General features: G+C 61.3%; 23 protein-coding genes. 13 read left to right on the forward strand and 10 right to left on the reverse strand.

The features are described from left to right. Positions 1–11: 11 nt before the first annotated feature. The 4 genes from ACZ9IU_RS15040 (at position 12) to prmB (ending at position 3026) form a co-directional block, all read left to right on the forward strand. The gene (locus ACZ9IU_RS15040; protein ID WP_038544219.1) at positions 12–737 is read left to right on the forward strand and encodes a substrate-binding periplasmic protein; all 726 of its coding nucleotides are present in this window, start codon (positions 12–14) and stop codon (positions 735–737) included. A gap of 79 nt (positions 738–816) precedes the next feature. Continuing rightward, positions 817–1545, forward strand: coding sequence for an aminoacyl-tRNA hydrolase (gene pth / locus ACZ9IU_RS15045; RefSeq protein ID WP_038549449.1), 729 nt, complete (start codon positions 817–819; stop codon positions 1543–1545). Positions 1546–1550: 5 nt separating this feature from the next. Next, positions 1551–2000 (forward strand): GNAT family N-acetyltransferase, encoded by a 450-nt coding sequence (locus ACZ9IU_RS15050; protein ID WP_038549451.1) that lies wholly within the window; start codon positions 1551–1553, stop codon positions 1998–2000. 81 nt (positions 2001–2081) lie between these two features. Further along, positions 2082–3026: a 50S ribosomal protein L3 N(5)-glutamine methyltransferase gene (gene prmB / locus ACZ9IU_RS15055; RefSeq protein WP_038544221.1), complete on the forward strand. Its 945-nt coding sequence runs from the start codon at positions 2082–2084 to the stop codon at positions 3024–3026. Between the two features lie 6 nt (positions 3027–3032). Here the strand turns inward: prmB and clpS are convergent, their stop codons facing one another. From clpS to ACZ9IU_RS15070, 3 genes are all read right to left on the reverse strand, one after another. Then, the gene (clpS, locus tag ACZ9IU_RS15060) at positions 3033–3341 is read right to left on the reverse strand and encodes an ATP-dependent Clp protease adapter ClpS (protein ID WP_038544222.1); all 309 of its coding nucleotides are present in this window, start codon (positions 3339–3341) and stop codon (positions 3033–3035) included. Positions 3342–3437: 96 nt separating this feature from the next. Next, the gene (locus tag ACZ9IU_RS15065; protein ID WP_051899772.1) at positions 3438–3839 is read right to left on the reverse strand and encodes a type II toxin-antitoxin system VapC family toxin; all 402 of its coding nucleotides are present in this window, start codon (positions 3837–3839) and stop codon (positions 3438–3440) included. Continuing rightward, a complete protein-coding gene (locus tag ACZ9IU_RS15070; RefSeq protein WP_244447521.1) occupies positions 3836–4183 on the reverse strand; it encodes an AbrB/MazE/SpoVT family DNA-binding domain-containing protein in 348 nt (115 codons plus the stop codon). The genes ACZ9IU_RS15065 and ACZ9IU_RS15070 overlap by 4 nt, the downstream gene beginning before the upstream one ends. Positions 4184–4225: 42 nt before the next feature. Here ACZ9IU_RS15070 and ychF point away from each other — a divergent pair, with 42 nt between their 5' ends. Continuing rightward, positions 4226–5329, forward strand: coding sequence for a redox-regulated ATPase YchF (gene ychF, locus ACZ9IU_RS15075; RefSeq protein WP_038544226.1), 1104 nt, complete (start codon positions 4226–4228; stop codon positions 5327–5329). 37 nt (positions 5330–5366) lie between these two features. On the opposite strand, the gene ACZ9IU_RS15080 is transcribed toward ychF, so the two are convergent. Continuing rightward, on the reverse strand, positions 5367–6458 hold the full coding sequence (locus tag ACZ9IU_RS15080) for a hypothetical protein (RefSeq protein WP_038544228.1): 1092 nt from the start codon (positions 6456–6458) through the stop codon (positions 5367–5369). 173 nt (positions 6459–6631) lie between these two features. Here ACZ9IU_RS15080 and ACZ9IU_RS15085 point away from each other — a divergent pair, with 173 nt between their 5' ends. Further along, positions 6632–7090, forward strand: a complete 459-nt coding sequence (locus tag ACZ9IU_RS15085; protein WP_038544230.1) for a MaoC family dehydratase — start codon at positions 6632–6634, stop codon at positions 7088–7090. Then, entirely contained in the window at positions 7087–7554 is a 468-nt protein-coding gene (locus ACZ9IU_RS15090) for a MaoC family dehydratase (RefSeq protein ID WP_038544232.1), read from the forward strand. The genes ACZ9IU_RS15085 and ACZ9IU_RS15090 overlap by 4 nt, the downstream gene beginning before the upstream one ends. A gap of 44 nt (positions 7555–7598) precedes the next feature. On the opposite strand, the gene ACZ9IU_RS15095 is transcribed toward ACZ9IU_RS15090, so the two are convergent. The 4 genes from ACZ9IU_RS15095 to petA all read right to left on the reverse strand — a co-directional run bounded on the left by ACZ9IU_RS15095 (position 7599) and on the right by petA (position 11018). After that, positions 7599–8138: an adenine phosphoribosyltransferase gene (locus ACZ9IU_RS15095; RefSeq protein ID WP_038544234.1), complete on the reverse strand. Its 540-nt coding sequence runs from the start codon at positions 8136–8138 to the stop codon at positions 7599–7601. Positions 8139–8250: 112 nt separating this feature from the next. After that, complete coding sequence (locus ACZ9IU_RS15100) at positions 8251–9126, reverse strand: cytochrome c1 (protein ID WP_038544236.1); 876 nt, start codon at positions 9124–9126, stop codon at positions 8251–8253. A 27-nt stretch (positions 9127–9153) separates the two neighbouring features. After that, positions 9154–10425 carry a cytochrome b gene (locus ACZ9IU_RS15105; RefSeq protein WP_038544238.1) on the reverse strand — a complete coding sequence of 424 codons (1272 nt, stop codon included), beginning with the start codon at positions 10423–10425 and terminating at the stop codon, positions 9154–9156. 14 nt (positions 10426–10439) lie between these two features. Continuing rightward, entirely contained in the window at positions 10440–11018 is a 579-nt protein-coding gene (gene petA / locus ACZ9IU_RS15110; RefSeq protein WP_038544239.1) for a ubiquinol-cytochrome c reductase iron-sulfur subunit, read from the reverse strand. A 391-nt stretch (positions 11019–11409) separates the two neighbouring features. On the opposite strand from petA, the gene ACZ9IU_RS15115 reads away from it, so the two are divergent. Next, entirely contained in the window at positions 11410–12348 is a 939-nt protein-coding gene (locus ACZ9IU_RS15115) for an endonuclease/exonuclease/phosphatase family protein (RefSeq protein WP_038544243.1), read from the forward strand. A gap of 5 nt (positions 12349–12353) precedes the next feature. On the opposite strand, the gene ACZ9IU_RS15120 is transcribed toward ACZ9IU_RS15115, so the two are convergent. Beyond that, the gene (locus ACZ9IU_RS15120) at positions 12354–14216 is read right to left on the reverse strand and encodes an ABC transporter ATP-binding protein (RefSeq protein WP_038544244.1); all 1863 of its coding nucleotides are present in this window, start codon (positions 14214–14216) and stop codon (positions 12354–12356) included. A gap of 154 nt (positions 14217–14370) precedes the next feature. Between ACZ9IU_RS15120 and ACZ9IU_RS15125 the strand changes: the two genes are divergently transcribed. Both ACZ9IU_RS15125 and ACZ9IU_RS15130 read left to right on the forward strand, forming a co-directional pair. After that, positions 14371–14631, forward strand: coding sequence for a CopG family ribbon-helix-helix protein (locus tag ACZ9IU_RS15125; protein WP_038544246.1), 261 nt, complete (start codon positions 14371–14373; stop codon positions 14629–14631). After that, positions 14631–14909: a type II toxin-antitoxin system RelE/ParE family toxin gene (locus ACZ9IU_RS15130; protein ID WP_038544248.1), complete on the forward strand. Its 279-nt coding sequence runs from the start codon at positions 14631–14633 to the stop codon at positions 14907–14909. Before ACZ9IU_RS15125 ends, ACZ9IU_RS15130 begins: the two co-directional genes overlap by 1 nt. Positions 14910–14968: 59 nt before the next feature. On the opposite strand, the gene ACZ9IU_RS15135 is transcribed toward ACZ9IU_RS15130, so the two are convergent. Then, entirely contained in the window at positions 14969–16825 is a 1857-nt protein-coding gene (locus ACZ9IU_RS15135) for an ABC transporter ATP-binding protein (protein ID WP_038544249.1), read from the reverse strand. A gap of 387 nt (positions 16826–17212) precedes the next feature. On the opposite strand from ACZ9IU_RS15135, the gene ACZ9IU_RS15140 reads away from it, so the two are divergent. The 3 genes from ACZ9IU_RS15140 to ACZ9IU_RS15150 all read left to right on the forward strand — a co-directional run bounded on the left by ACZ9IU_RS15140 (position 17213) and on the right by ACZ9IU_RS15150 (position 18622). Then, the gene (locus ACZ9IU_RS15140; protein ID WP_038544251.1) at positions 17213–17698 is read left to right on the forward strand and encodes a tRNA (cytidine(34)-2'-O)-methyltransferase; all 486 of its coding nucleotides are present in this window, start codon (positions 17213–17215) and stop codon (positions 17696–17698) included. Between the two features lie 66 nt (positions 17699–17764). Then, a complete protein-coding gene (gene soxR, locus ACZ9IU_RS15145) occupies positions 17765–18244 on the forward strand; it encodes a redox-sensitive transcriptional activator SoxR (protein ID WP_038549454.1) in 480 nt (159 codons plus the stop codon). 75 nt (positions 18245–18319) lie between these two features. Continuing rightward, positions 18320–18622: an addiction module antidote protein gene (locus ACZ9IU_RS15150; protein ID WP_038544253.1), complete on the forward strand. Its 303-nt coding sequence runs from the start codon at positions 18320–18322 to the stop codon at positions 18620–18622. Positions 18623–18693: the final 71 nt, after the last annotated feature.

Below are 18693 nucleotides of genomic sequence, written 5' to 3' on the forward strand. Positions count from 1 at the left end.
AAGGTGGACAGATGAAAATCGCAGTGCCGCTTCTTGCCAGCCTCTGCCTCACGGCGGGCGCCCATGCCCAGCAGCCGATCGTCTTTTCGACGGAGTCCTACCCGCCCTTCAGCTACCAGGAGCCGGGCGGCAGCTATCGCGGCGTCGGTATCGACCAGGTCGAGATCATCATGCGCGACGTGGGCACGCCTTACACCCTGGAGATCATGCCCTGGGCTCGCGCCATTGCGGTGGCCGAGACCCAACCCATGCACTGCGTCTTCGCCGCCGCCCGCACGGCCGAACGCGAGCCGCGCTTCAAATGGGTCGTGCCTCTTTTCATCGACCGCAGCATCCTCGTCCGCCATGCCGGTTCGAAGGTCAAGGCGGCCACCCTGGACGAGGCCAAGCAATATACGACCGGTACCCATCGCGCCGACTATACCGAGGCGCTTCTGAAGAGTTTGGGGTTCCCGAAGATCGATCTCAGCGCCGACGTCGACACGACGCTCAGAAAGCTGCTCCAGGACCGTATCGACATGATGCCCATGTCGGAAGGCGTCTATCAAAAGCTGAAGGCGGATGGAACACCGATCGAAAAGGTCATGCTGTTTTCCGAGCAGCATCTCGGCATTGCCTGCAACCTCGATGTGCCCGACGAACTGATCGTCAGGATGCAGGCAGGCCTCGACCGCCTCATCAAGGACGGCGTCCAGAATGCAATTCTGAGGCGCTACGGCATTGATGAGCTTCAATAAAGGCTCAAGCGTCGAAACCGGTTGACTTTGACGGCGTTTCGCGGTGGTGAAAAGCCAGCAGTCAAGGATGGACGTCTCCATGCTCATCATCGCCGGCCTCGGCAACCCCGGTTCCCAATATGCGGGCAACCGCCACAATATCGGCTTCATGGCGGTGGACGCGATCCAGCGTCGTCCCGGTTTTTCGCCCTGGTCGAAGAAGTTCAAGGCGCTGATCTCTGAAGGCGAACTCGCCGGCGAAAAGGTGCTGCTGATCAAGCCGCAGACCTTCATGAACCTCTCGGGCGAAGCAGTCGGCGAGGCCATGCGCTTTTACAAGCTCGGGCCGGAAAACCTCATCGCCATCTATGACGAACTCGACCTGCCGGCCGCCAAGGCCCGCATCAAGACCGGCGGCGGCCACGGCGGCCATAATGGCGTCAAATCCCTCGATGCCCATTGCGGCCGCGAATACCGCAGGCTTCGCCTCGGCATCGGCCATCCGGGAGCAAAGGAACTCGTCCACAACCACGTGCTCGGCGATTTCGCCAAGGTCGACCAGACCTGGCTCTCCCCTCTCCTCGACGCCCTCGCCGACAACGCCGAAATGCTGGTGAAGGGAGAGGATTCGCAGCTGATGAACAAGCTGGCGCTCGCCGTCGGCGGTAAGCCGGACGAGGAAAAGCCTAAGCCGGAAAAAAAGCCGGTCGCCAAGCCGACCGGGCAATCGCATATCCATCAGGCCCGCAGCGGCGGCAAACCGAACCTGCCGACCTCGGGCCCGATGGCCGAGATGCTGAAGAAAATGTTCGGCGGCAAGGGCGAATAGTGTCGATGCCCCCTGCCGACTTCGTCATTCGCCCGGCCCGCGACGGCGATCTTGCCGACCTGATCGAACTCTATCACCACCTGAACCACGACCCGGACCCGGAGCCGGCGCTGGCCGAGCAGCGTTTCGCCGCCATTCTCGCCCAGCCCGGCATGACGGTGTTGATCGGCTTCGCAGACGGGCGCGCGGCAGCCACGGTGACACTGATCGTCGTGCCGAACCTCACCCGCAAAGGCGCGCCCTATGCGCTGATCGAAAACGTCGTCACTCATGCCGACCACCGCAAGCGCGGTTATGCCGGCGTCCTCATCCGCAGGGCCATCGATCAGGCCTGGAGTGACGGCTGCTACAAAGTGATGTTGCTGACGGGTTCGCAGGACCCGGCAACGCTGCGCTTTTATGAAAACTGCGGCTTTCTGCAGAACAAGACCGGCTTCCAGATTCGCCGCCCATAAGGAGCCGTAGCACTCGTTCAAAGGGGTGGCGCGCCGCTTTCGGAGCGGCTATGGGAGGCCGATCGAAAATGGAAGCGCGACATGACCCAGGCCCCGAACATGGATGACATCACCGGCGAACTCGTCACCCTTCGCGACTATTGGCGTTATGCCATCTCCCGCTTCAGCGCCGCCAACCTCAGCTACGGCCACGGGACGACAACGGCAAGCGACGACGCTGCGTTCCTGATCCTCGACTCACTCGACCTGCCGATCGACGTGCTCGATCCCTTCCTCGACGCCCGCCTTCTGCCGGCCGAACGGCTGCTGCTGGCCGAGCGGATCGTCGCCCGCGTCACCACCCGCAAGCCCACGTCCTACCTGACCGGGCATGCCTATATCCAGGGCGTGCGCTTTCTCGTCGACGAGCGGGTGATCGTTCCCCGCTCCCATATCGGCGAAATCCTGTTCAGCGAATATCTGAGCGAGAACGGCTCAACCTTCCTGCCCGATCCGCTGAGCGTCGAAAGCGCCGTCGATATCTGCACCGGTTCCGGCTGCCTTGCGATCCTCGCGGCAAAATTCTTCCCGAATGCGGAGGTCGATGCAGTGGACCTCTCAGCCGATGCACTCGAAGTGGCCAAGCTGAACGTTGCAGAACACGCCGTCGAAGATCAGCTCACGCTTTTCAACGGCGACCTCTTCGCGCCGCTCGGAAACAAGAAATACGACCTGATCATCACCAACCCGCCCTATGTGGATCACGAAGCGATGGACGGTTTTCCGGCGGAATTCCGCTCCGAACCGGCAATGGCCTTCGACGGCGGCGTCGACGGTCTCGACCTCGTCCGCCGGCTGCTGGCGGAAGCGCCGGCGCATCTCAACGTCGGCGGCGGGATGATCTGCGAAATCGGCTCGGGCCGCGAAATCCTCGAAGAGGAATTCCCCGACCTCGAACTCCTATGGCTGGAAACGGCCGAATCGCAGGACGCGGTGTTCTGGATCAGCGCCGAAGCGCTCGGCGTGAAGGCGGGAAAAAAGAGGTAACCCTCTCTATTCCTCGGGCTCGGTGATGAACATCAGCGGGAAACCCGCCTCCTTGGCAAGGTCGACCGCTTCCTTCGCCTTGGTTTCGGCGATGTCCTTGGTACAGACGACGACGACCGCCAGCCCCATCCGGTGCGCGGTCAGCATCACCCGGTAGCCGGTTTCCTCGCTCATCCGGAACACGGCTTTCAGCACCATGGTCACGAATTCGCGCGGCGTGTAGTCGTCGTTGACGAGCAGGACCTTGTAGAGCTTCGGCCGCTCCAGCTTGGTCTTGGTTTTCGTCCTTGGTTTTAGGGTGGTATCTTCGGCCATCGGCCTCTCCTGACGATGCAATCCTATCGGGAGAACATGCCGGCTATATCGCACCGCAACCGGAAAATTTCAAGCAACCGGATGGTGAACGGTGGATCAATTGGCGTCCAGTAAAAGGCAATCGCGACCCTTTGCGCGGATGATCGAGGCGGCCTCCTTGTCGAAGGTCGCGAACGTATCGCCGCCGAGCTTGCGCCCCTCGAATTCGATCACGCCGTCGGCGAAATCGCCGCCTTCCGCAAAGAACGCCAGTCCCGCCTCGACTGCCTCTTCGTTGCAGATAACGTTACCGGCGTTGGTGAGTCTGAGAACCGAGGAGACGACTGTCTCCCTTCGGAGCTTGTAGCTTCGCGACATCACCCATACGAACTCGCAAAACGCGTAAAGCGGAATTACGATCTGGTCAGCCTCGGCGAGATATTTTTGGGCGATGCGTGACTGTCTGGAATCATCGTCCAAGGACGCGCGCAGCAGTACATTGGTGTCAAAGATGATCACTTTTCACCTGCCCAGGCCTTTTCGATCTCCTCCTTGATCTCGTCCAGAGTCAGGTGGATATTATGTTCGTTCTTGAGGCTGCCGAAAAAATCTTCGATTTTTCCTGCCTTCTTCTTCACGGGCCTCAATTCCAGCGTGCCATCCGCACGCTGACTGACGTCGAGATGATCTCCCGGCTTGATGCCCAGACGATCGAGAACATCTTTCTTCAAGGTTATCTGCCGTTTTGCGGTAACTTTGAGCCTTGTCATTCGCTGTCTCCTCGCTTGAAAGTAAGGCACATTTACCTTACTTTCAAGCCGGCGCGTCAGCCAAGCCTTGACCGCCCGGGCACTTTCCCCCATAGCCACAGCAACGAAATTTCTTCAGATACAGGGTCCGGACCCATGGGTTTCAAATGCGGTATCGTGGGCCTGCCGAATGTCGGCAAGTCTACTCTCTTCAATGCACTCACCAAGACGGCTGCCGCCCAGGCGGCCAACTATCCGTTCTGCACGATCGAACCGAATACCGGCGAAGTGGCCGTGCCCGATCCGCGCATGCAGAAGCTGGCCGCGGTCGCCGGCTCCAAGGAAATCATCCCCACCCGCATTTCCTTCGTCGATATCGCCGGCCTGGTGCGCGGCGCCTCGAAGGGTGAAGGCCTTGGCAACAAGTTCCTCGCCAATATCCGCGAAGTCGATGCGGTGGTGCATGTGCTGCGCTGCTTCGAGGACGACGATATCACCCATGTCGAAGGCCGCATCAATCCGGTCGGCGACGCCGACACGATCGAGACCGAGCTGATGCTCGCCGACCTCGAAAGCCTGGAGCGCCGTGTCGAGCAGACCCGCAAGCGCGCCGCCAGCAAGGACAAGGATTCCGTCGCGCAGCTGCCGGTCATGGATGCCGTCATCAAGCTCCTGAACGACGGCAAGCCGGCACGTCTGCTCCTGAAGACGCTGGCGCCCGAAGAGATCGAAATCCTGAAGGACCTCAACCTTCTGACCTCGCACCCGGTTCTTTATGTCTGCAACGTCGCGGAAGCCGATGCCTCGACCGGCAACGAGCACACAAAAGCCGTCGCCGCCATGGCCAAGGAACAAGGCGCCGAATGCGTGATCATCTCGGCCGCGATCGAGTCCGAAGTGGCCCAGCTTCCCGAGGAAGAGTCCAAGGAATTCCTGTCGGCCCTCGGCCTCGAGGAAGCCGGCCTCGACCGGCTGATCCGCGCCGGTTACCACCTGCTCGACCTGATCACCTATTTCACCGTCGGCCCGAAGGAAACCCGCGCCTGGACGATCGTGCGCGGCACCAAGGCACCGGCAGCCGCCGGCGTCATTCATACCGACTTCGAACGCGGCTTCATCCGTGCCTTCACCATCGCCTATGACGACTACATCGCCTTCAAGGGCGAAGTCGGCGCCAAGGAAGCCGGCAAGGGCCGCGACGAAGGCAAGGAATATGTCGTCCAGGACGGCGACGTGATCCACTTCCGCTTCAACACCTGATCGCAGCGCCCGCTTGCGGAACCTTTAGCTGCCGCCCTCACCTGAGTGGCGGCAGTTTTGTTTTCAGCGTGTCCGGAAGAATGCCGACCGCCAGCCGCCGCAATTGCGGCCAGCCGACACCGATCACCAGCACCACCGAGCCGACCACCAGCAGCGCGACGAAGACGGCGCTGCCGCCGCCGAGATCGCCCTTTGCAAGAATGCTGACAACCGCGGCGATCAGCGAGACCAGACCCGAGGTCACGAAAGCGCGGCGGTCGATGATCAGGCCGATCGTCATCAGCAAGATGACGATCACCAGAACCTGCCCGGCACTGTCATAGGCGCCGAAGCGGTCGGGCGATAGAAGCCCGGTTCCCTTCCGCAGGAAAACGAAGGAGAGCATCGCGTAAAGCAGCGCCGGCGCCGCGGCGAGATGGATCCAGAACGCGATATCCGACCGCCGCGTCACCCGCAACGGATCGGAAAGGTCGTAGCCCATCGCCACCGAAAACAGCCCGACCGCCGACAGGAAGAAGATGGCCGACGATAGCAGCGGGAAGCTCTCGACAAAGTCGCCGGTGCCGGAGGCCCGGCCGAGAAGATAGATGACAACAGTCAGAGCGAGGGCAAAGGCCGAAAGCAGCAGAGCCGCAAGGGCGATCGGAATGCGGTAGCGCCAGTAGAACAGGCCCATGACCGCCGGAAGGGGCAACAGGACCAGCAGGATCGAGCCGACGCCGGTCGGGTGAATATCCAGCCCGTCGAGCACCGCCATCGTCGTGAACACGGTCCAGACAACTGTGGCAAGGCTCAGCACCACCGCCGGCAGCGCCAGCCGCTGGCGCACCACCAGGATTTCCGCCAGCACGATGATCAGCGGCAGCAGCGCGAGGACCGAGCCGATCCCCCAGATGCCGGCCATGACGATCAGCACGCCGATGGTGATCAGCACATCGTGAAAACCGCGGATGAAACGCGGCACCTCCGTATCGACGATATCGCTCTCGATGACACCTTGTGGCTCCGGGACAGCGATATCCGCCCGCACGCCATGCTGCGCGAGATGAGCCTCGAGGCCCCGCACCTGGCTCGCCGCGATCAGGCCCGCGGCGGCGGCCTTGTCCAATATCTGCCTGAGAGTGGCCATGCATCCGTCCCGATTAAGCGTCCATCACTCCGGCACATGAGCATGATTTCCCTGAAAACACAGTAGCGTTTCGCCGTTTTGCCGGCCTTAAAAATCATGCTGAAAAGAGATTGTTACACCGCCCATCATTTTCTAATGTGGCGCCGCTTTCAGAACGACCAAAGGCAGTGCCAATGCTTTATTTCGAGGACTTTCCTCCGGGCCGATCCTTGCCCCTGGCCTCCAAGCTGGTGACGGCTGACGAGATCGTCGAATTCGCCGCGGAGTTCGATCCGCAGCCAATGCACATCGACGAAGCCGCCGGCAAAGCGAGCATACTCGGCGGTTTGTCTGCGTCGGGCTGGCATACGGCGAGCATGTTCATGCGGATGATGTACGACGGCTGGCTGTCCAGCTCGTCGTCGGAGGGTTCACCCGGCATCGAGTTCATGGAATGGAAACGGCCGGTTCTGGCCGGCGACATGCTGTCCGGCCGCTCGACGGTGCTTGAATCCCGCACCCTTCGCTCCCGCCCGGGCATCGGCATGGTGAAATTCCTGCACGAGGTGGAGAACCAGCGCGGCGAGATCGTCATGCGCGGCGAGAACCCGATCATGATGCGGCTGCGCGACGCCGAGGAGAATGCCGCATGAGGCTGATCGAACTTTCCCCGCCCGGCAGGAAGGTCATCACCGGAACGCTTCTCTTCACCGCCGAGGACATCGTCCGCTACGCCCGTAAATTCGATCCGCAGCCATTTCACGTGGATGCGGAGGCCGCCAAGAACTACGTTTTCGGCGCTCTCTGCGCTTCCGGCTGGCACACCTGCGCCGGCTGGATGAAGACTTATGTCGCCTATTGGAAAGCGGAAGTAGCGCGGCTCGAAAGCGAGGGTATCACAGCCCCGAAGCTCGGGCCTTCGGCCGGCTTCAGGAAGCTGCAATGGCTGAAACCGGTCTATGCCGGCGACAGCATCACCTATTCCGTCGCGCTGACCGAGAGCCGCTCGCTCGCCTCGCGTCCCGGCACCTGGATCAACATGACAGTCTGTGACGGCGTGAACCAGCATGGCGACGTGGTGATGCGCTACGAAGGCACGGTGCTGGAATTCGCGTGAGGGATTTGCCCCTCACCCGGATCAGTCTTCGCGGCGGCGGCCTATCAATGGCCTGAAAACTCGACCAGCGTTCTGACCTCGACACCGAGTTCTTCGAGCTTCCTGCGTCCGCCGAGATCCGGCAGGTCGATGACAAAGCAGGCCGAGACGATCTCGGCCCCAAGCTGGCGCAGCAGCTTCACGGCACCTTCCGCGGTGCCGCCTGTCGCAATCAGGTCGTCGGTGAGGATCACTTTCTCGCCGGCCTTTACCGCATCCACATGGATCTCCATCTCGTCGGTTCCGTATTCGAGGCTGTAGGCCATCCGCACCGTCTGGTGCGGCAGCTTGCCCTTCTTGCGGATCGGCACGAAACCAGCCTTCAGCTGATGCGCCAGCGCGCCGCCGAGGATGAAGCCGCGGGCCTCGATGCCGGCGATCTTGTCGATGCCAAGGCCCGCATAGGGCGCCACCAGCTCATCCACTGCCTGCCTGAAGGCGACGGCGTCGCCGAGCAGCGTGGTGATGTCGCGGAAGATGATGCCCGGTTTCGGATAATCCGGGATGGAGCGGATGGCAGCGGTGAGAGCGTTTTTGGAAGACATGTGACCCACATATTTGGCGGCAGAAGGAGGACGAGCCTATCAACGGATGACTCTCCTCCCAACAAAAAAGGCAGCCCGGAGGCCGCCTTTTTCAGATCACGAGGTGAAAACCTCAGTGTTCCTTGCTGGCATAGACCGACTTCTTGGTCAGGTAGATCAGGCCGGTGAAGATCAGGAGGAAGATCATCACCATGAAGCCGGTGCGCTTGCGTTCTTCGAGGTGCGGCTCGGCGGCCCACATCAGGAAGGCGGCGACATCCTTGGCATACTGGTCGACCGTCTGCGGCGTACCGTCCTCGTAGGTCACCTGGTCGGCGCTGAGCGGCGGCGCCATGGCGAGCGAAGCCGCGGCGGAGAAATACGGATTGTAGTGGCCGCCCGGAGGAACCTGGACGCCGGCCGGCGGCTCCTGGTAACCGGTCAGCAGCGAATGGATATAGTCAGGGCCGCCCTGCTGGTACTGAGTGAACATGTCCCAGATGAACTGCGGGAAGCCGCGGGTCACGCCGCGCGCCTTGGCGAGCAGCGACATGTCCGGCGGTGCGGCGCCGTTGTTGGCGGCAGCAGCAGCCTGGGTGTTCGGGAATGGCGACGGAAAGTAGTCGGACGGAACGGCGGTGCGTTCGAACATCTCGCCCTCGTCGTTCGGGCCGTCCTGGACCTTGTAGTTGGCCGCGAACGCCTTCACCTGCGCTTCCGAGTAACCGAGACCTTCCAGCGTGCGGAAGGAAACGAGGCGCATCGAATGGCAGGCGGAACAGACTTCCGTGTAGATCTTCAGGCCGCGCTGCAACTGGCCCTTGTCGTAGTGACCGAAAGGACCGGCAAAGCTCCAATCGGTTTCCTTGGGATGGTTGATCGGAAAATGCGGCGTTTCCGAATGTTCTGCGGCCGGGGCCGCAGCGTGATTTTCCTGCGCCACGGCCGAGGCAACGCCCATTCCCGCCAGGAAGGCCAGCGAGACGAGGCTCGTAACAAGCTTTTTCATATTTCTAATCCCTCTCGGTCGCAGGCGTCAGGCGCGGGCTTCGGCGGATTTGCCGTTCTTTTTTTCAAGAACTGCTTCCGTGATGGAGTTCGGAATGCGCCTCGGCGTTTCGAACAGGCCGAGCAGCGGCATGATCACGAGGAAGAAGCCGAAGTAGTAGACCGTGCCGAGCTGCGAGAGCGTCGTGAAGATGCCTTCCGCCGGCTGCGAGCCAAGCCAGCCGAGCATGATGGCATTGGCGACGAACAGCCAGAAGAACACCTGGTACCAGGGACGGTAGACGGCGGAGCGAACCTTCGAGGTGTCGAGCCAGGGCAGGAAGAACAGGATGATGATCGAACCGAACATCACCAGAACGCCGCCGAGCTTGGAGTCGATCGGACCGACATTGAAGGTGATTGCGCGCAGCATTGCGTAGAAGGGCAGATAATACCATTCCGGAACGATGTGAGCCGGCGTCTTCAGGGCGTCAGCCGGAATGTAGTTGTCCGGATGGCCGAGGAAGTTCGGCATATAGAAGATGAACCATGCGTAGACGATCAGGAACACGGAGACGCCGAGCGCATCCTTCATCGTCGCATAGGGCGTGAAGGCGACGGTATCGGTCTTGGTCTTGACTTCGACGCCGGTCGGATTGGTCTGGCCGGTGACATGCAGCGCCCAGATGTGCAGCACGACGACGCCGGCGATCATGAAGGGCAGCAGGTAGTGCAGCGAGAAGAAGCGGTTCAGCGTCGGCTGATCGACGGCAAAACCGCCGAGCAGGAACTGCTGGATCCATTCGCCGACCAGCGGGAAGGCCGAGAAGAAGCCGGTGATGACGGTCGCGCCCCAGAACGACATCTGACCCCAGGGCAGAACGTAGCCCATGAAGCCGGTCGCCATCATCAGCAGGTAGATCACCACGCCGAGGATCCAGAGGATTTCACGGGGCGCCTTGTACGACCCGTAATAGAGGCCGCGGGCGATGTGGAGATAGACGGCAACGAAGAAGAACGATGCGCCGTTGGCATGCATGTAACGCAGCAGCCAGCCGTGGTTGACGTCGCGCATGATCTTTTCGACCGAGTCGAAGGCAGCGCCGGTCGACGCCACATAGTGCATGGCGAGCACGACGCCGGTGATGATCTGGACGATCAGCATCACCGCCAGCATGGCGCCGAAGGTATAGGCATAGTTCAGATTGCGCGGAACGGGGTAGGAGATGAAGCTGTCATGGATCATGCGCGGCAGCGGAAGCCGCGAATCGATCCACTTCTCGATGCCGGTCGATGGCTGGTATGTGGAATGACCGCTCATAGGTATTTATCCCCTCACCCGATCTGGATAACTGTATCGGACTTAAAACTGAAAGTCGGAATGGCGAGGTTCTCCGGAGCCGGACCTTTGCGGATACGGCCAGCCGTATCGTAGACCGACCCGTGGCACGGACAGAACCATCCATTGTATTCGCCGGACTGGCCGAGCGGCACGCAGCCGAGATGGGTGCAGGAGCCGATCATCACGATCCAGTTTTCCTTGCCGGCGCCGCCCGAGCGGTCGATGCCGGTCGCCTTCGCATCTGGCGCCAGGTTGGCGTTGCGGGCGACCGGATCCTTGAGCGCGGCCATCGGCACGTCGGCGGCAGCCTTGATTTCTTCCGGGGTGCGGTTGCGGATGAACACCGGCTTGCCGCGCCACTTGACGGTCAGCGACATGCCCGGCTGGAGAGCGGCGACATTGACCTCGATCGAGGCGAGCGCCAGCGTCGAAGCATCCGGACGCATCTGGTCGATGAAGGGCCATGCCACGGAAACAGCGCCGACGGCGCCGGCCATACCGGTCGTCAGGTAAAGGAAATCACGGCGAGTGGGCTCGCCCGGTATTTCGCTATGTGTGTCGTGCTCGCTCACGGCTCAATCATCCTTCTCACGCAATTCGCGGAAACCGCCCTGCCCCCGTCCCGGCGAATCTCGGTTGAACACAATTCGACCATAGATTCCCCAGCAATCCGGCGCGTTCTATGCTTGATCGCAAAATATGTCCAGCCTTGGCAAGGGGCTGCGACCAGTTTGTCGCGGGAAAACCCGAAGGGTTCCGGGGCGGCGTGTCGGGCAGAACACAGGGCCGCCGAACATGGCGCGGCAAGGCCTGCTCGGCCCGGAAAAATCAGGCCTTTTTCAAGAAAATGGCGGAAGATGCGCGCTTCCCGTTAACTCCCTTGCCGCGTGCCGCATTGCAACAAAACCGGCCTCATGTTAGTCCAACCGCACGACAGAAGGCGGCCGTCCCGGACATACCCGAATGAGACAAACACTATCGGTTGCCATCTGCGTCATCGTGTCGCTCGTACTGATGGCGATCGGGACGCGTTACGTACACCCTCACTGGATTTTGGGAACGCTTTACAGCCTGCAGCTGCACGCGGCGGCGGTCTGCGTGGCGGCCGTGGCCGTTGCGCTGCTCATCAAGCGCCACTTCGTCGTTTGGCTGCTGTTCGCAGTCTCGCTGCTCTTCGCCGGCCACGCCGTGCTGATGAGCCGCGGTTTCGCGGCCCCGATGACGTCGGCGGATGCCAATGCGCCGACCTTCAAGCTGATGTCCTTCAACATCCTCAACGACAACTTCGACCAAGCCGAAGACATCGTCGAGACCATCCGATCTTCCGGCGCCGACCTCGTCAACATCATGGAAGCAGCACCGCTCAGGGTCTATATGAATGAGCTGGCGAAGACCTATCCCTACCGGGTCGGCTGTGGAGTGCTGATCGAAGATTGCGACCAGCTGATGCTTTCCAAGGTGCCGATCGAGGCGCCGATGGTCCAGTCTCTAAGCGACATCTTCCCGGATCGCTTCATCCTTGCGAAAGTGACCGTCGCCGGCCGGCCGATCAATTTCGTCGGCATGCATACGACCAAGCCCTATTTCGACAATTTCCACTCGCTGGAACTCGACCGCGCCGCACTGGCGATCTCGGAAACAAGCGGCCCCCTGCTCCTCTCCGGCGATTTCAATGCCTCGAGCCTCGCGCCCAACATGCGCCGGTTCCTGAACAATACCGATCTGGCCACCGCCCCATTCGAACCCGCCACCTGGCCGATCCGGGCAGGCGCGTTCGGCCTGCCGATCGACCACGTCTATGCGCGGGCGCCGCTCAAGATAAAGTCCCTGACCCGCATTGCCGATGCACACGGCTCGAACCACTACGGGCTGATCGCCGAGATCGCCATCACCGGACAGTGAGCCTATTACTGGGCGGCATCCGCCGCCAGGAAGCCGCCGGATTGGCGCGCCCAGAGCTCCGAATAGAGCCCTCGCCGCGCGATCAGTTCGTTGTGTGTGCCGTCCTCGATGATCCGGCCCTTGTCCATGACGATGAGGCGGTCGAGCGCTGCGATCGTCGAGAGCCGGTGGGCGATGGCGAGCACGGTCTTGCCCTGCATCAGCCGCTCCAGGTTCGACTGGATCGCCGCTTCCACCTCAGAATCAAGCGCCGAGGTCGCCTCGTCGAGCACCAGGATCGGCGCATCCTTGATCATCACGCGGGCGATCGCGACACGCTGGCGCTGGCCGCCGGAAAGCTTGACGCCGCGTTCGCCCACATGCGCGTCGAACCCCTTGCGGCCGCGCTGGTCTTCGAGAGCCGCGATGAACGTGTCGGCTTCAGCCTTGCGCGCCGCCTCGACAAGCTGTGCCTCGGTCGCATCCGGCCGGCCGAACAGGATATTGTCGCGGATCGACCGGTGCAGCAGCGAGGTATCCTGGGTCACCATGCCGATCTGGCCCCGCAATGATTCTTGCGTCGCCTTGGCGATATCCTGCCCATCGATCAGGATCCGGCCGCCTTCGAGATCGTAAAACCGCAGGAGCAGGTTGACGAGGGTCGACTTGCCGGCGCCGGAGCGCCCGACGATGCCGAGCTTCTCGCCCGGACGGATGGTGAGCGACAGATTGTCGATGACGCCCTTCGCCTTGCCATAATGGAAGCTGACATTCTCGAAACGGATTTCCGGGCGTTTTACCACCAGCTGCGTTGCATCCGGCGCATCCACCAGCCCGATCGGCTGCGAGATCAGCTCGGCCGAATTCTGGATCGTGCCGATATTGCGCATGATGCCGTTGAGCTGCGTCATCAGCCGGCCGAGCAGGAAATTCAGCCGCAGCATCAGCGCCATGGTGAAGGCGACCGCACCCGATGAGATCAGGCCGGAGAGCCAGAGATGCACGCTCATCGCCGCCATGGTGACGATCATCGTGCCTGAGAGGAAGGCCATCGAGGCGCGCACGCTGGTGAGCAGTCGGGTGAACGCGATGATCGTCGCCTGGAAGCTCTCGAAACCGGAGAGCATATAGCGGTCGTTCGCCTCGTCGCGGCCGAACAGCCGGAGCGTCTGGATGTTCGAATAGGCGTCGACCATGCGGCCGCTGATCATCGACCCGGCCTCGGCCGAGGCCTTGGAGTGTTCGCGGATGCGCGGCACGTAATGGCGGGCGAGCAGCGCGAAGATCGCAAGCCATGCGACGACGACCACGGCGAGCCGCCAGTCGAGCCCTGCGACCAGCGCGATGGTCGAAACGGAATAGATGCCGACGAACCAGACGCTTTCCATGAAGGAGGTCAGCACGTCGCCTGTCGCCTGCCCCGCCGACCAGACTTTCGTGACGATCCGGCCGGAGAAATCGTTCTGGAAAAAGGATAGCGACTGGCGCGACACATGGATGTACGACTGCCAGCGCACCAGGTTGTAGAAACCGGGCGTGATGATCTGCTGGTCGACCAGCGCCGTCATCAGCCCGATCAGGAAGCGGCCAATGCCGACCACCAGCGCCATGACCACCAGTTCGGTGCCATGGTTGGCCAAAAGTCCCGACCATCCGTCGGCGGGCTTCGTCGTGTCGAGGATATCGACCAGGCGACCGACATACCAGAACATCGCCGCCTCGACGCCGGCGGCAAGACCGCCAAGCACCAGCATGGCGAAGAAGGGAAGCTTGGCCTGGCTGACATAGAACCAGACGAAGCCGATCAGGCCCACAGGCGGTTTCAGGTCGTCCCGCCTCGCAAACGGCTTGATAAAGCTTTCGAAGATGCGGAAGACCGGTTTCAACATGGACCGGATATAGGCGGATTCTGATCGGCGGCAAAGCGAAAGCCGCCAGGCGGCGGCTTACATTTTCTTAATGTGGAAGGCCTGCCGGGCGGACCTTGGCGCCCATTGGACATAATCAGGATCAATCATTATGATTTGTCCCAAAGGAGTTCCTATGGAAACCCGCGTTCTGACGACACATGTGCCGGTTCAGCTGGCTGAGAAAGTGGACGAACTGGCAACCCGCCTGGAGCGTTCAAGGGGCTGGATCGTCAAGCAGGCACTCGCCAGCTGGATCGAGCTCGAAGAGGAGCGGCGGCGGCTGACGCTGGAGGCAATGGCGGACGTCGATGCGGGAAACGTGGTCGATCAGGAAGAGGTCGAAAAATGGGTTTCCAGTCTGGGAACTGACAAACCTCTGCCCCGTCCCCTCTGATGGAATTGAAGTGGTCGTCAAAGGCGGTGTCCGATCTCAACCGCCTTCATGATTTTCTGGCCGCGGTGAACGCACCCGCGGCGGCGCGCACGGCTCAAAACCTGGCTGCAGCACCCAAGAAACTCATCCAGCATCCGCGGCTTGGCGAAAGGCTGGATGAGTTCGCACCGCGCGAAATCCGACGACTTTTGATTGGTGACTACGAATTGCGATACGAGATACAGGGCGAGATGATTTTTCTTCTTCGTATCTGGCACACCCGCGAAAACCGAATCTGAATTCTGCCGAAGCATGCCCTGGAATATCTACCCCCGAGCAAGAGGGACGACGGCGGAGATTACTCCGCCGCCTCTTCCTCGATCACGTCGTCATGGCCGATGAAGCCGCCAGACTGGCGATTCCAGAGGTCGGCGTAGATGCCTCCGCTCTGAGCGAGTTCGCGGTGAGTGCCGGCCTCGACGATCCGGCCGCGATCGAGCACGATCAGCCGGTCCATTTCGGTGAGCGTCGACAGGCGGTGCGCAATCGCAATCACCGTCTTGCCCTCCATCAGCGCGAACAGGTTCTCCTGGATTGCCGCTTCGACTTCACTGTCGAGCGCCGAGGTCGCCTCGTCGAGCACCAAGATCGGCGCGTCCTTGAGGAAGACGCGGGCGATCGCGATGCGCTGCCGCTGCCCGCCGGAAAGCTTCACGCCGCGTTCGCCCACATGCGCGTCGAGACCCTTGCGTCCCTGCATGTCGGCAAGTCCGTCGATGAACTCCCAGGCGTTTGCCCGCTTTGCCGCCTCGATGATGTCCGCATCGGTCGCGTCCGGCTTGCCGTAGGCGATGTTGTCGCGGATCGAGCGGTGCAGCAGCGAGGTATCCTGGGTGACCACGCCGATCAGCGAACGCAGGCTGTCCTGCGTCACGGTCGATATGTCCTGGCCATCGATGGTGATGCGGCCGCCCTCCAGATCGTAGAAGCGCAACAGCAGGTTCATCAGCGTCGTCTTGCCGGCGCCGGAGCGGCCGACCAGACCGATCTTCTGCCCGGCCGGGATATCGAGCGTCAGGCCTTCGATGACGCCCTTGCCCTTGCCATAGTGGAAGTGGACGTTGTCGTAGCGGATATGGCCTTTTTTCGCCGTCAGCGCCGAAGCGCCATTCCGGTCCACCACGTCATGCGCCTTTGTCATCATCGACATGCCGTCATAGACGGTGCCGATGTTTTCAAAGAGCGCAGAGACTTCCCACATCACCCATTGCGACATGCCGTTGATACGCATCGCAAGGCCGATGGCGATGGCGATCGCCCCGATCGAGATGACGCCATCGAGCCAGAACCAGATCGACAACGCGCCGACGGTAAACAGCGCCACGCAGTTGTAGAAATAGACCAGCGCCTGGAAACCCGTCACCTTGCGCATCTGCGCATGGACGGTTTTCAGGAAGATATCCATCGCGTCCTGCGCATAGGCCTCTTCCCTTCCCGCATGCGAGAAAAGCTTGACGGTGGCGATGTTCGTATAGCTGTCCACCACGCGACCGGTCATCATCGAACGCGCATCCGCCTGTTCCGCCGAAATCTTCCTCAGACGCGGCACGTAATAGGCGACTGTCATCGAGTAGCAGACGATCCAGAGGACGAGCGGCACCGCAAGGCGCAGATCCGCCGCCGCGACGATCGCGATCATCGAGATGAAATAGGTGAAGACGTAGACGAACACGTCGAGCACCTTCATCACCGTTTCACGGATGGCGAGCGAGGTCTGCATCACCTTGGTCGAGACGCGGCCGGCAAACTCGTTGGCGAAGAACGTCATCGAGTGCCTGAGCAGGAACCGATGCATCTGCCAGCGGGCGATCATCGGGAAATTACCCATCAGGATCTGATGCATGATCAGCGAATTGAGCGTCGCGACCGCCGGCAATCCGATCAGCACCACGAAGGCCATGAAGAACAGTTTCGGCCCCTCGCTTTGAAGGAAGGTCGCCCGATCGGCATTTGACAGCCAATCGACGATGTCGCCGAGGAACTGGAACAGCGCCACTTCGCCGACCGCGATCAGCATCGTGCAGGTCGACATGATGACGACCCACGGCCAGACCGGCTTGGTATAGTGCCACAGGAAGGCCGCAAGGCCGGCGGGCGGCAGTGAGGGCGCTTCGTCCGGATAAGGATCAACACGCCGTTCGAACCACGAGAACATGAAAATAGCTCCGCAAGTCGGATTTGCCGTCCCCTTTGCCGCGCATGGTGCGAGCCAAGGGCCTGACGGCGAAAATTCAGTATGGCGCGGCCGCATGCCGGCCGCGTAACGGATCAGAGAGGGAAAGGTTTGCGTGAAACCGCGAAACGCCTAGGCCAGAAAAATGGAAATCCGGCAGCGGAGGCGCGTGAGCACGGTCATATCCATGTGGGCCTCCTTGTGTTGGCGTTGAGTTACGCTCGCCTTTTAGCCGCTCGCGCAGGAATTGAAAAGGGCAAATCGATGCCGGCCACTCATCCCGGAATTTCCTGTTGCGAGATCGTCACAGCCCTGCCTTGCACCGAATGGGGCTTGAGATCAGGCACCGGCTTCGCTTAAGGACGATATATGAGCGACATCTTCCCCAGCCTCCGCATCGCCCTTTACCAGCCGGATATTCCCGGCAATACCGGCACGATCCTCCGGCTCGCCGCCTGCCTCGGCCTGTCGGTCGACATCATCGAGCCGGCCGGCTTCGACATTTCCGACCGGAACCTGAAGCGCTCCGGCATGGACTATCTGGCGGACGTCACGCTTGCCCGCCACGTCAACTGGCAGCGCTTCGACGAATGGCGCAAGGCGAACAGCCGGCGCGTCGTGCTTGCCTCCACCAAGGCCGCCCTGCCCTATACCCGCTTCGAATTCCGGCCGGACGACATCCTCTTCTTCGGCCGCGAAAGCGCCGGCGTGCCTGATCATGTGCATGAGGCGGCCGACGCCCGTATCCTCATCCCCATGGTCGAAGGACAGCGCTCCATCAACGTCGCCATGTCGGCGGCGATGATATCAGGCGAGGCGCTGCGGCAGACGGGTTTTTCTTCTTCATTGACCTAGGCTCCGGTTTTCTTTCAGGAAGCCTCTGCTATAAAACCTCAAGTAATATTGAGGTCAACAGCAATGATGAAGAAAAATCCGGGCGCCAGGCTGGAGCTGGAACTGACGGTGGGCGAAGTGGCGACACGCAGCGGCGTGGCGGTCTCGACCCTGCATTTCTACGAGACCAAGGGACTGATCCAGAGCCGCCGCAACCGTGGCAACCAGCGCCGTTATCCGCGCGTCGTGCTGCGCCGGGTCGCGGTCATCAAGGTGGCCCAGAAGACCGGCATACCGCTTGCCGATATCGCCGAAGCGCTCTCTGTCCTGCCGCACGACCGGCCGCTAACGGCAAAGGACTGGCAGCGTCTATCGGAAACCTGGAAACGCCAGCTCGACGACAGGATCGCCAGCCTCACGGCGCTCCGCGACCACCTGACCGGCTGCATCGGCTGCGGCTGCCTGTCGATGGAGGACTGCCCGCTCAGGAACCCACTGGACATGCTCGGCGAAAAGGGTGCGGGACCGATCTTGCTGGGAGCGGATGAAGCCGAGAATCCTGATTGATTGCACGGATAGGCCTATTCTAAACTGAGCGTCACACCCTGCTGAACAACGCCTCCGGAAATGGAAGGACGACCGATGGCTTTGGAAACGCATCCGTTCGACATCGCTGAACATTTGGATACCGAAGAGGGCATCGAAGAGTTCATGAAGGCAGCATTCGAAGAGGGCGACGCCGCCTTCATCGCGAGATCTCTCGGCATCGTCGCGCGGGCGCGGGGCATGACCAAACTCGCCCGCGATGTCGGAGTGAACCGAAAGGCGCTCTATACTGCCCTGAGCGGCGAAGGAAATCCGGAATTCGCGACGATCCTGAAGGTGATGAAAGCCCTCGGCCTCGAACTCACCCCGGTTCTCGTCAAGGCGGAGGATGCCGCCTAAGCGCTATCGGCATCTGACGGATGGTCCGCCTCCCCCCGTTTAGCATCTTTTGAAAAACACATGTCAAACCG

It is taken from the genome of Mesorhizobium sp. USDA 4132 (genome assembly GCF_056279545.1).

Coding starts and splice junctions, on each gene's coding strand:
- ACZ9IU_RS15040 (WP_038544219.1), top strand. CDS start 12: ATGAAAATCGCAGTGCCGCTTCTTGCCAGCCTCTGCCTCACGGCGGGC.
- pth (WP_038549449.1), top strand. CDS start 817: ATGCTCATCATCGCCGGCCTCGGCAACCCCGGTTCCCAATATGCGGGC.
- ACZ9IU_RS15050 (WP_038549451.1), top strand. CDS start 1,551: ATGCCCCCTGCCGACTTCGTCATTCGCCCGGCCCGCGACGGCGATCTT.
- prmB (WP_038544221.1), top strand. CDS start 2,082: ATGACCCAGGCCCCGAACATGGATGACATCACCGGCGAACTCGTCACC.
- clpS (WP_038544222.1), bottom strand. CDS start 3,341: ATGGCCGAAGATACCACCCTAAAACCAAGGACGAAAACCAAGACCAAG.
- ACZ9IU_RS15070 (WP_244447521.1), bottom strand. CDS start 4,183: ATGGGGGAAAGTGCCCGGGCGGTCAAGGCTTGGCTGACGCGCCGGCTT.
- ychF (WP_038544226.1), top strand. CDS start 4,226: ATGGGTTTCAAATGCGGTATCGTGGGCCTGCCGAATGTCGGCAAGTCT.
- ACZ9IU_RS15080 (WP_038544228.1), bottom strand. CDS start 6,458: ATGGCCACTCTCAGGCAGATATTGGACAAGGCCGCCGCCGCGGGCCTG.
- ACZ9IU_RS15085 (WP_038544230.1), top strand. CDS start 6,632: ATGCTTTATTTCGAGGACTTTCCTCCGGGCCGATCCTTGCCCCTGGCC.
- ACZ9IU_RS15090 (WP_038544232.1), top strand. CDS start 7,087: ATGAGGCTGATCGAACTTTCCCCGCCCGGCAGGAAGGTCATCACCGGA.
- ACZ9IU_RS15095 (WP_038544234.1), bottom strand. CDS start 8,138: ATGTCTTCCAAAAACGCTCTCACCGCTGCCATCCGCTCCATCCCGGAT.
- ACZ9IU_RS15100 (WP_038544236.1), bottom strand. CDS start 9,126: ATGAAAAAGCTTGTTACGAGCCTCGTCTCGCTGGCCTTCCTGGCGGGA.
- ACZ9IU_RS15105 (WP_038544238.1), bottom strand. CDS start 10,425: ATGAGCGGTCATTCCACATACCAGCCATCGACCGGCATCGAGAAGTGG.
- ACZ9IU_RS15115 (WP_038544243.1), top strand. CDS start 11,410: ATGAGACAAACACTATCGGTTGCCATCTGCGTCATCGTGTCGCTCGTA.
- ACZ9IU_RS15120 (WP_038544244.1), bottom strand. CDS start 14,216: ATGTTGAAACCGGTCTTCCGCATCTTCGAAAGCTTTATCAAGCCGTTT.
- ACZ9IU_RS15125 (WP_038544246.1), top strand. CDS start 14,371: ATGGAAACCCGCGTTCTGACGACACATGTGCCGGTTCAGCTGGCTGAG.
- ACZ9IU_RS15130 (WP_038544248.1), top strand. CDS start 14,631: ATGGAATTGAAGTGGTCGTCAAAGGCGGTGTCCGATCTCAACCGCCTT.
- ACZ9IU_RS15135 (WP_038544249.1), bottom strand. CDS start 16,825: ATGTTCTCGTGGTTCGAACGGCGTGTTGATCCTTATCCGGACGAAGCG.
- ACZ9IU_RS15140 (WP_038544251.1), top strand. CDS start 17,213: ATGAGCGACATCTTCCCCAGCCTCCGCATCGCCCTTTACCAGCCGGAT.
- soxR (WP_038549454.1), top strand. CDS start 17,765: ATGAAGAAAAATCCGGGCGCCAGGCTGGAGCTGGAACTGACGGTGGGC.
- ACZ9IU_RS15150 (WP_038544253.1), top strand. CDS start 18,320: ATGGCTTTGGAAACGCATCCGTTCGACATCGCTGAACATTTGGATACC.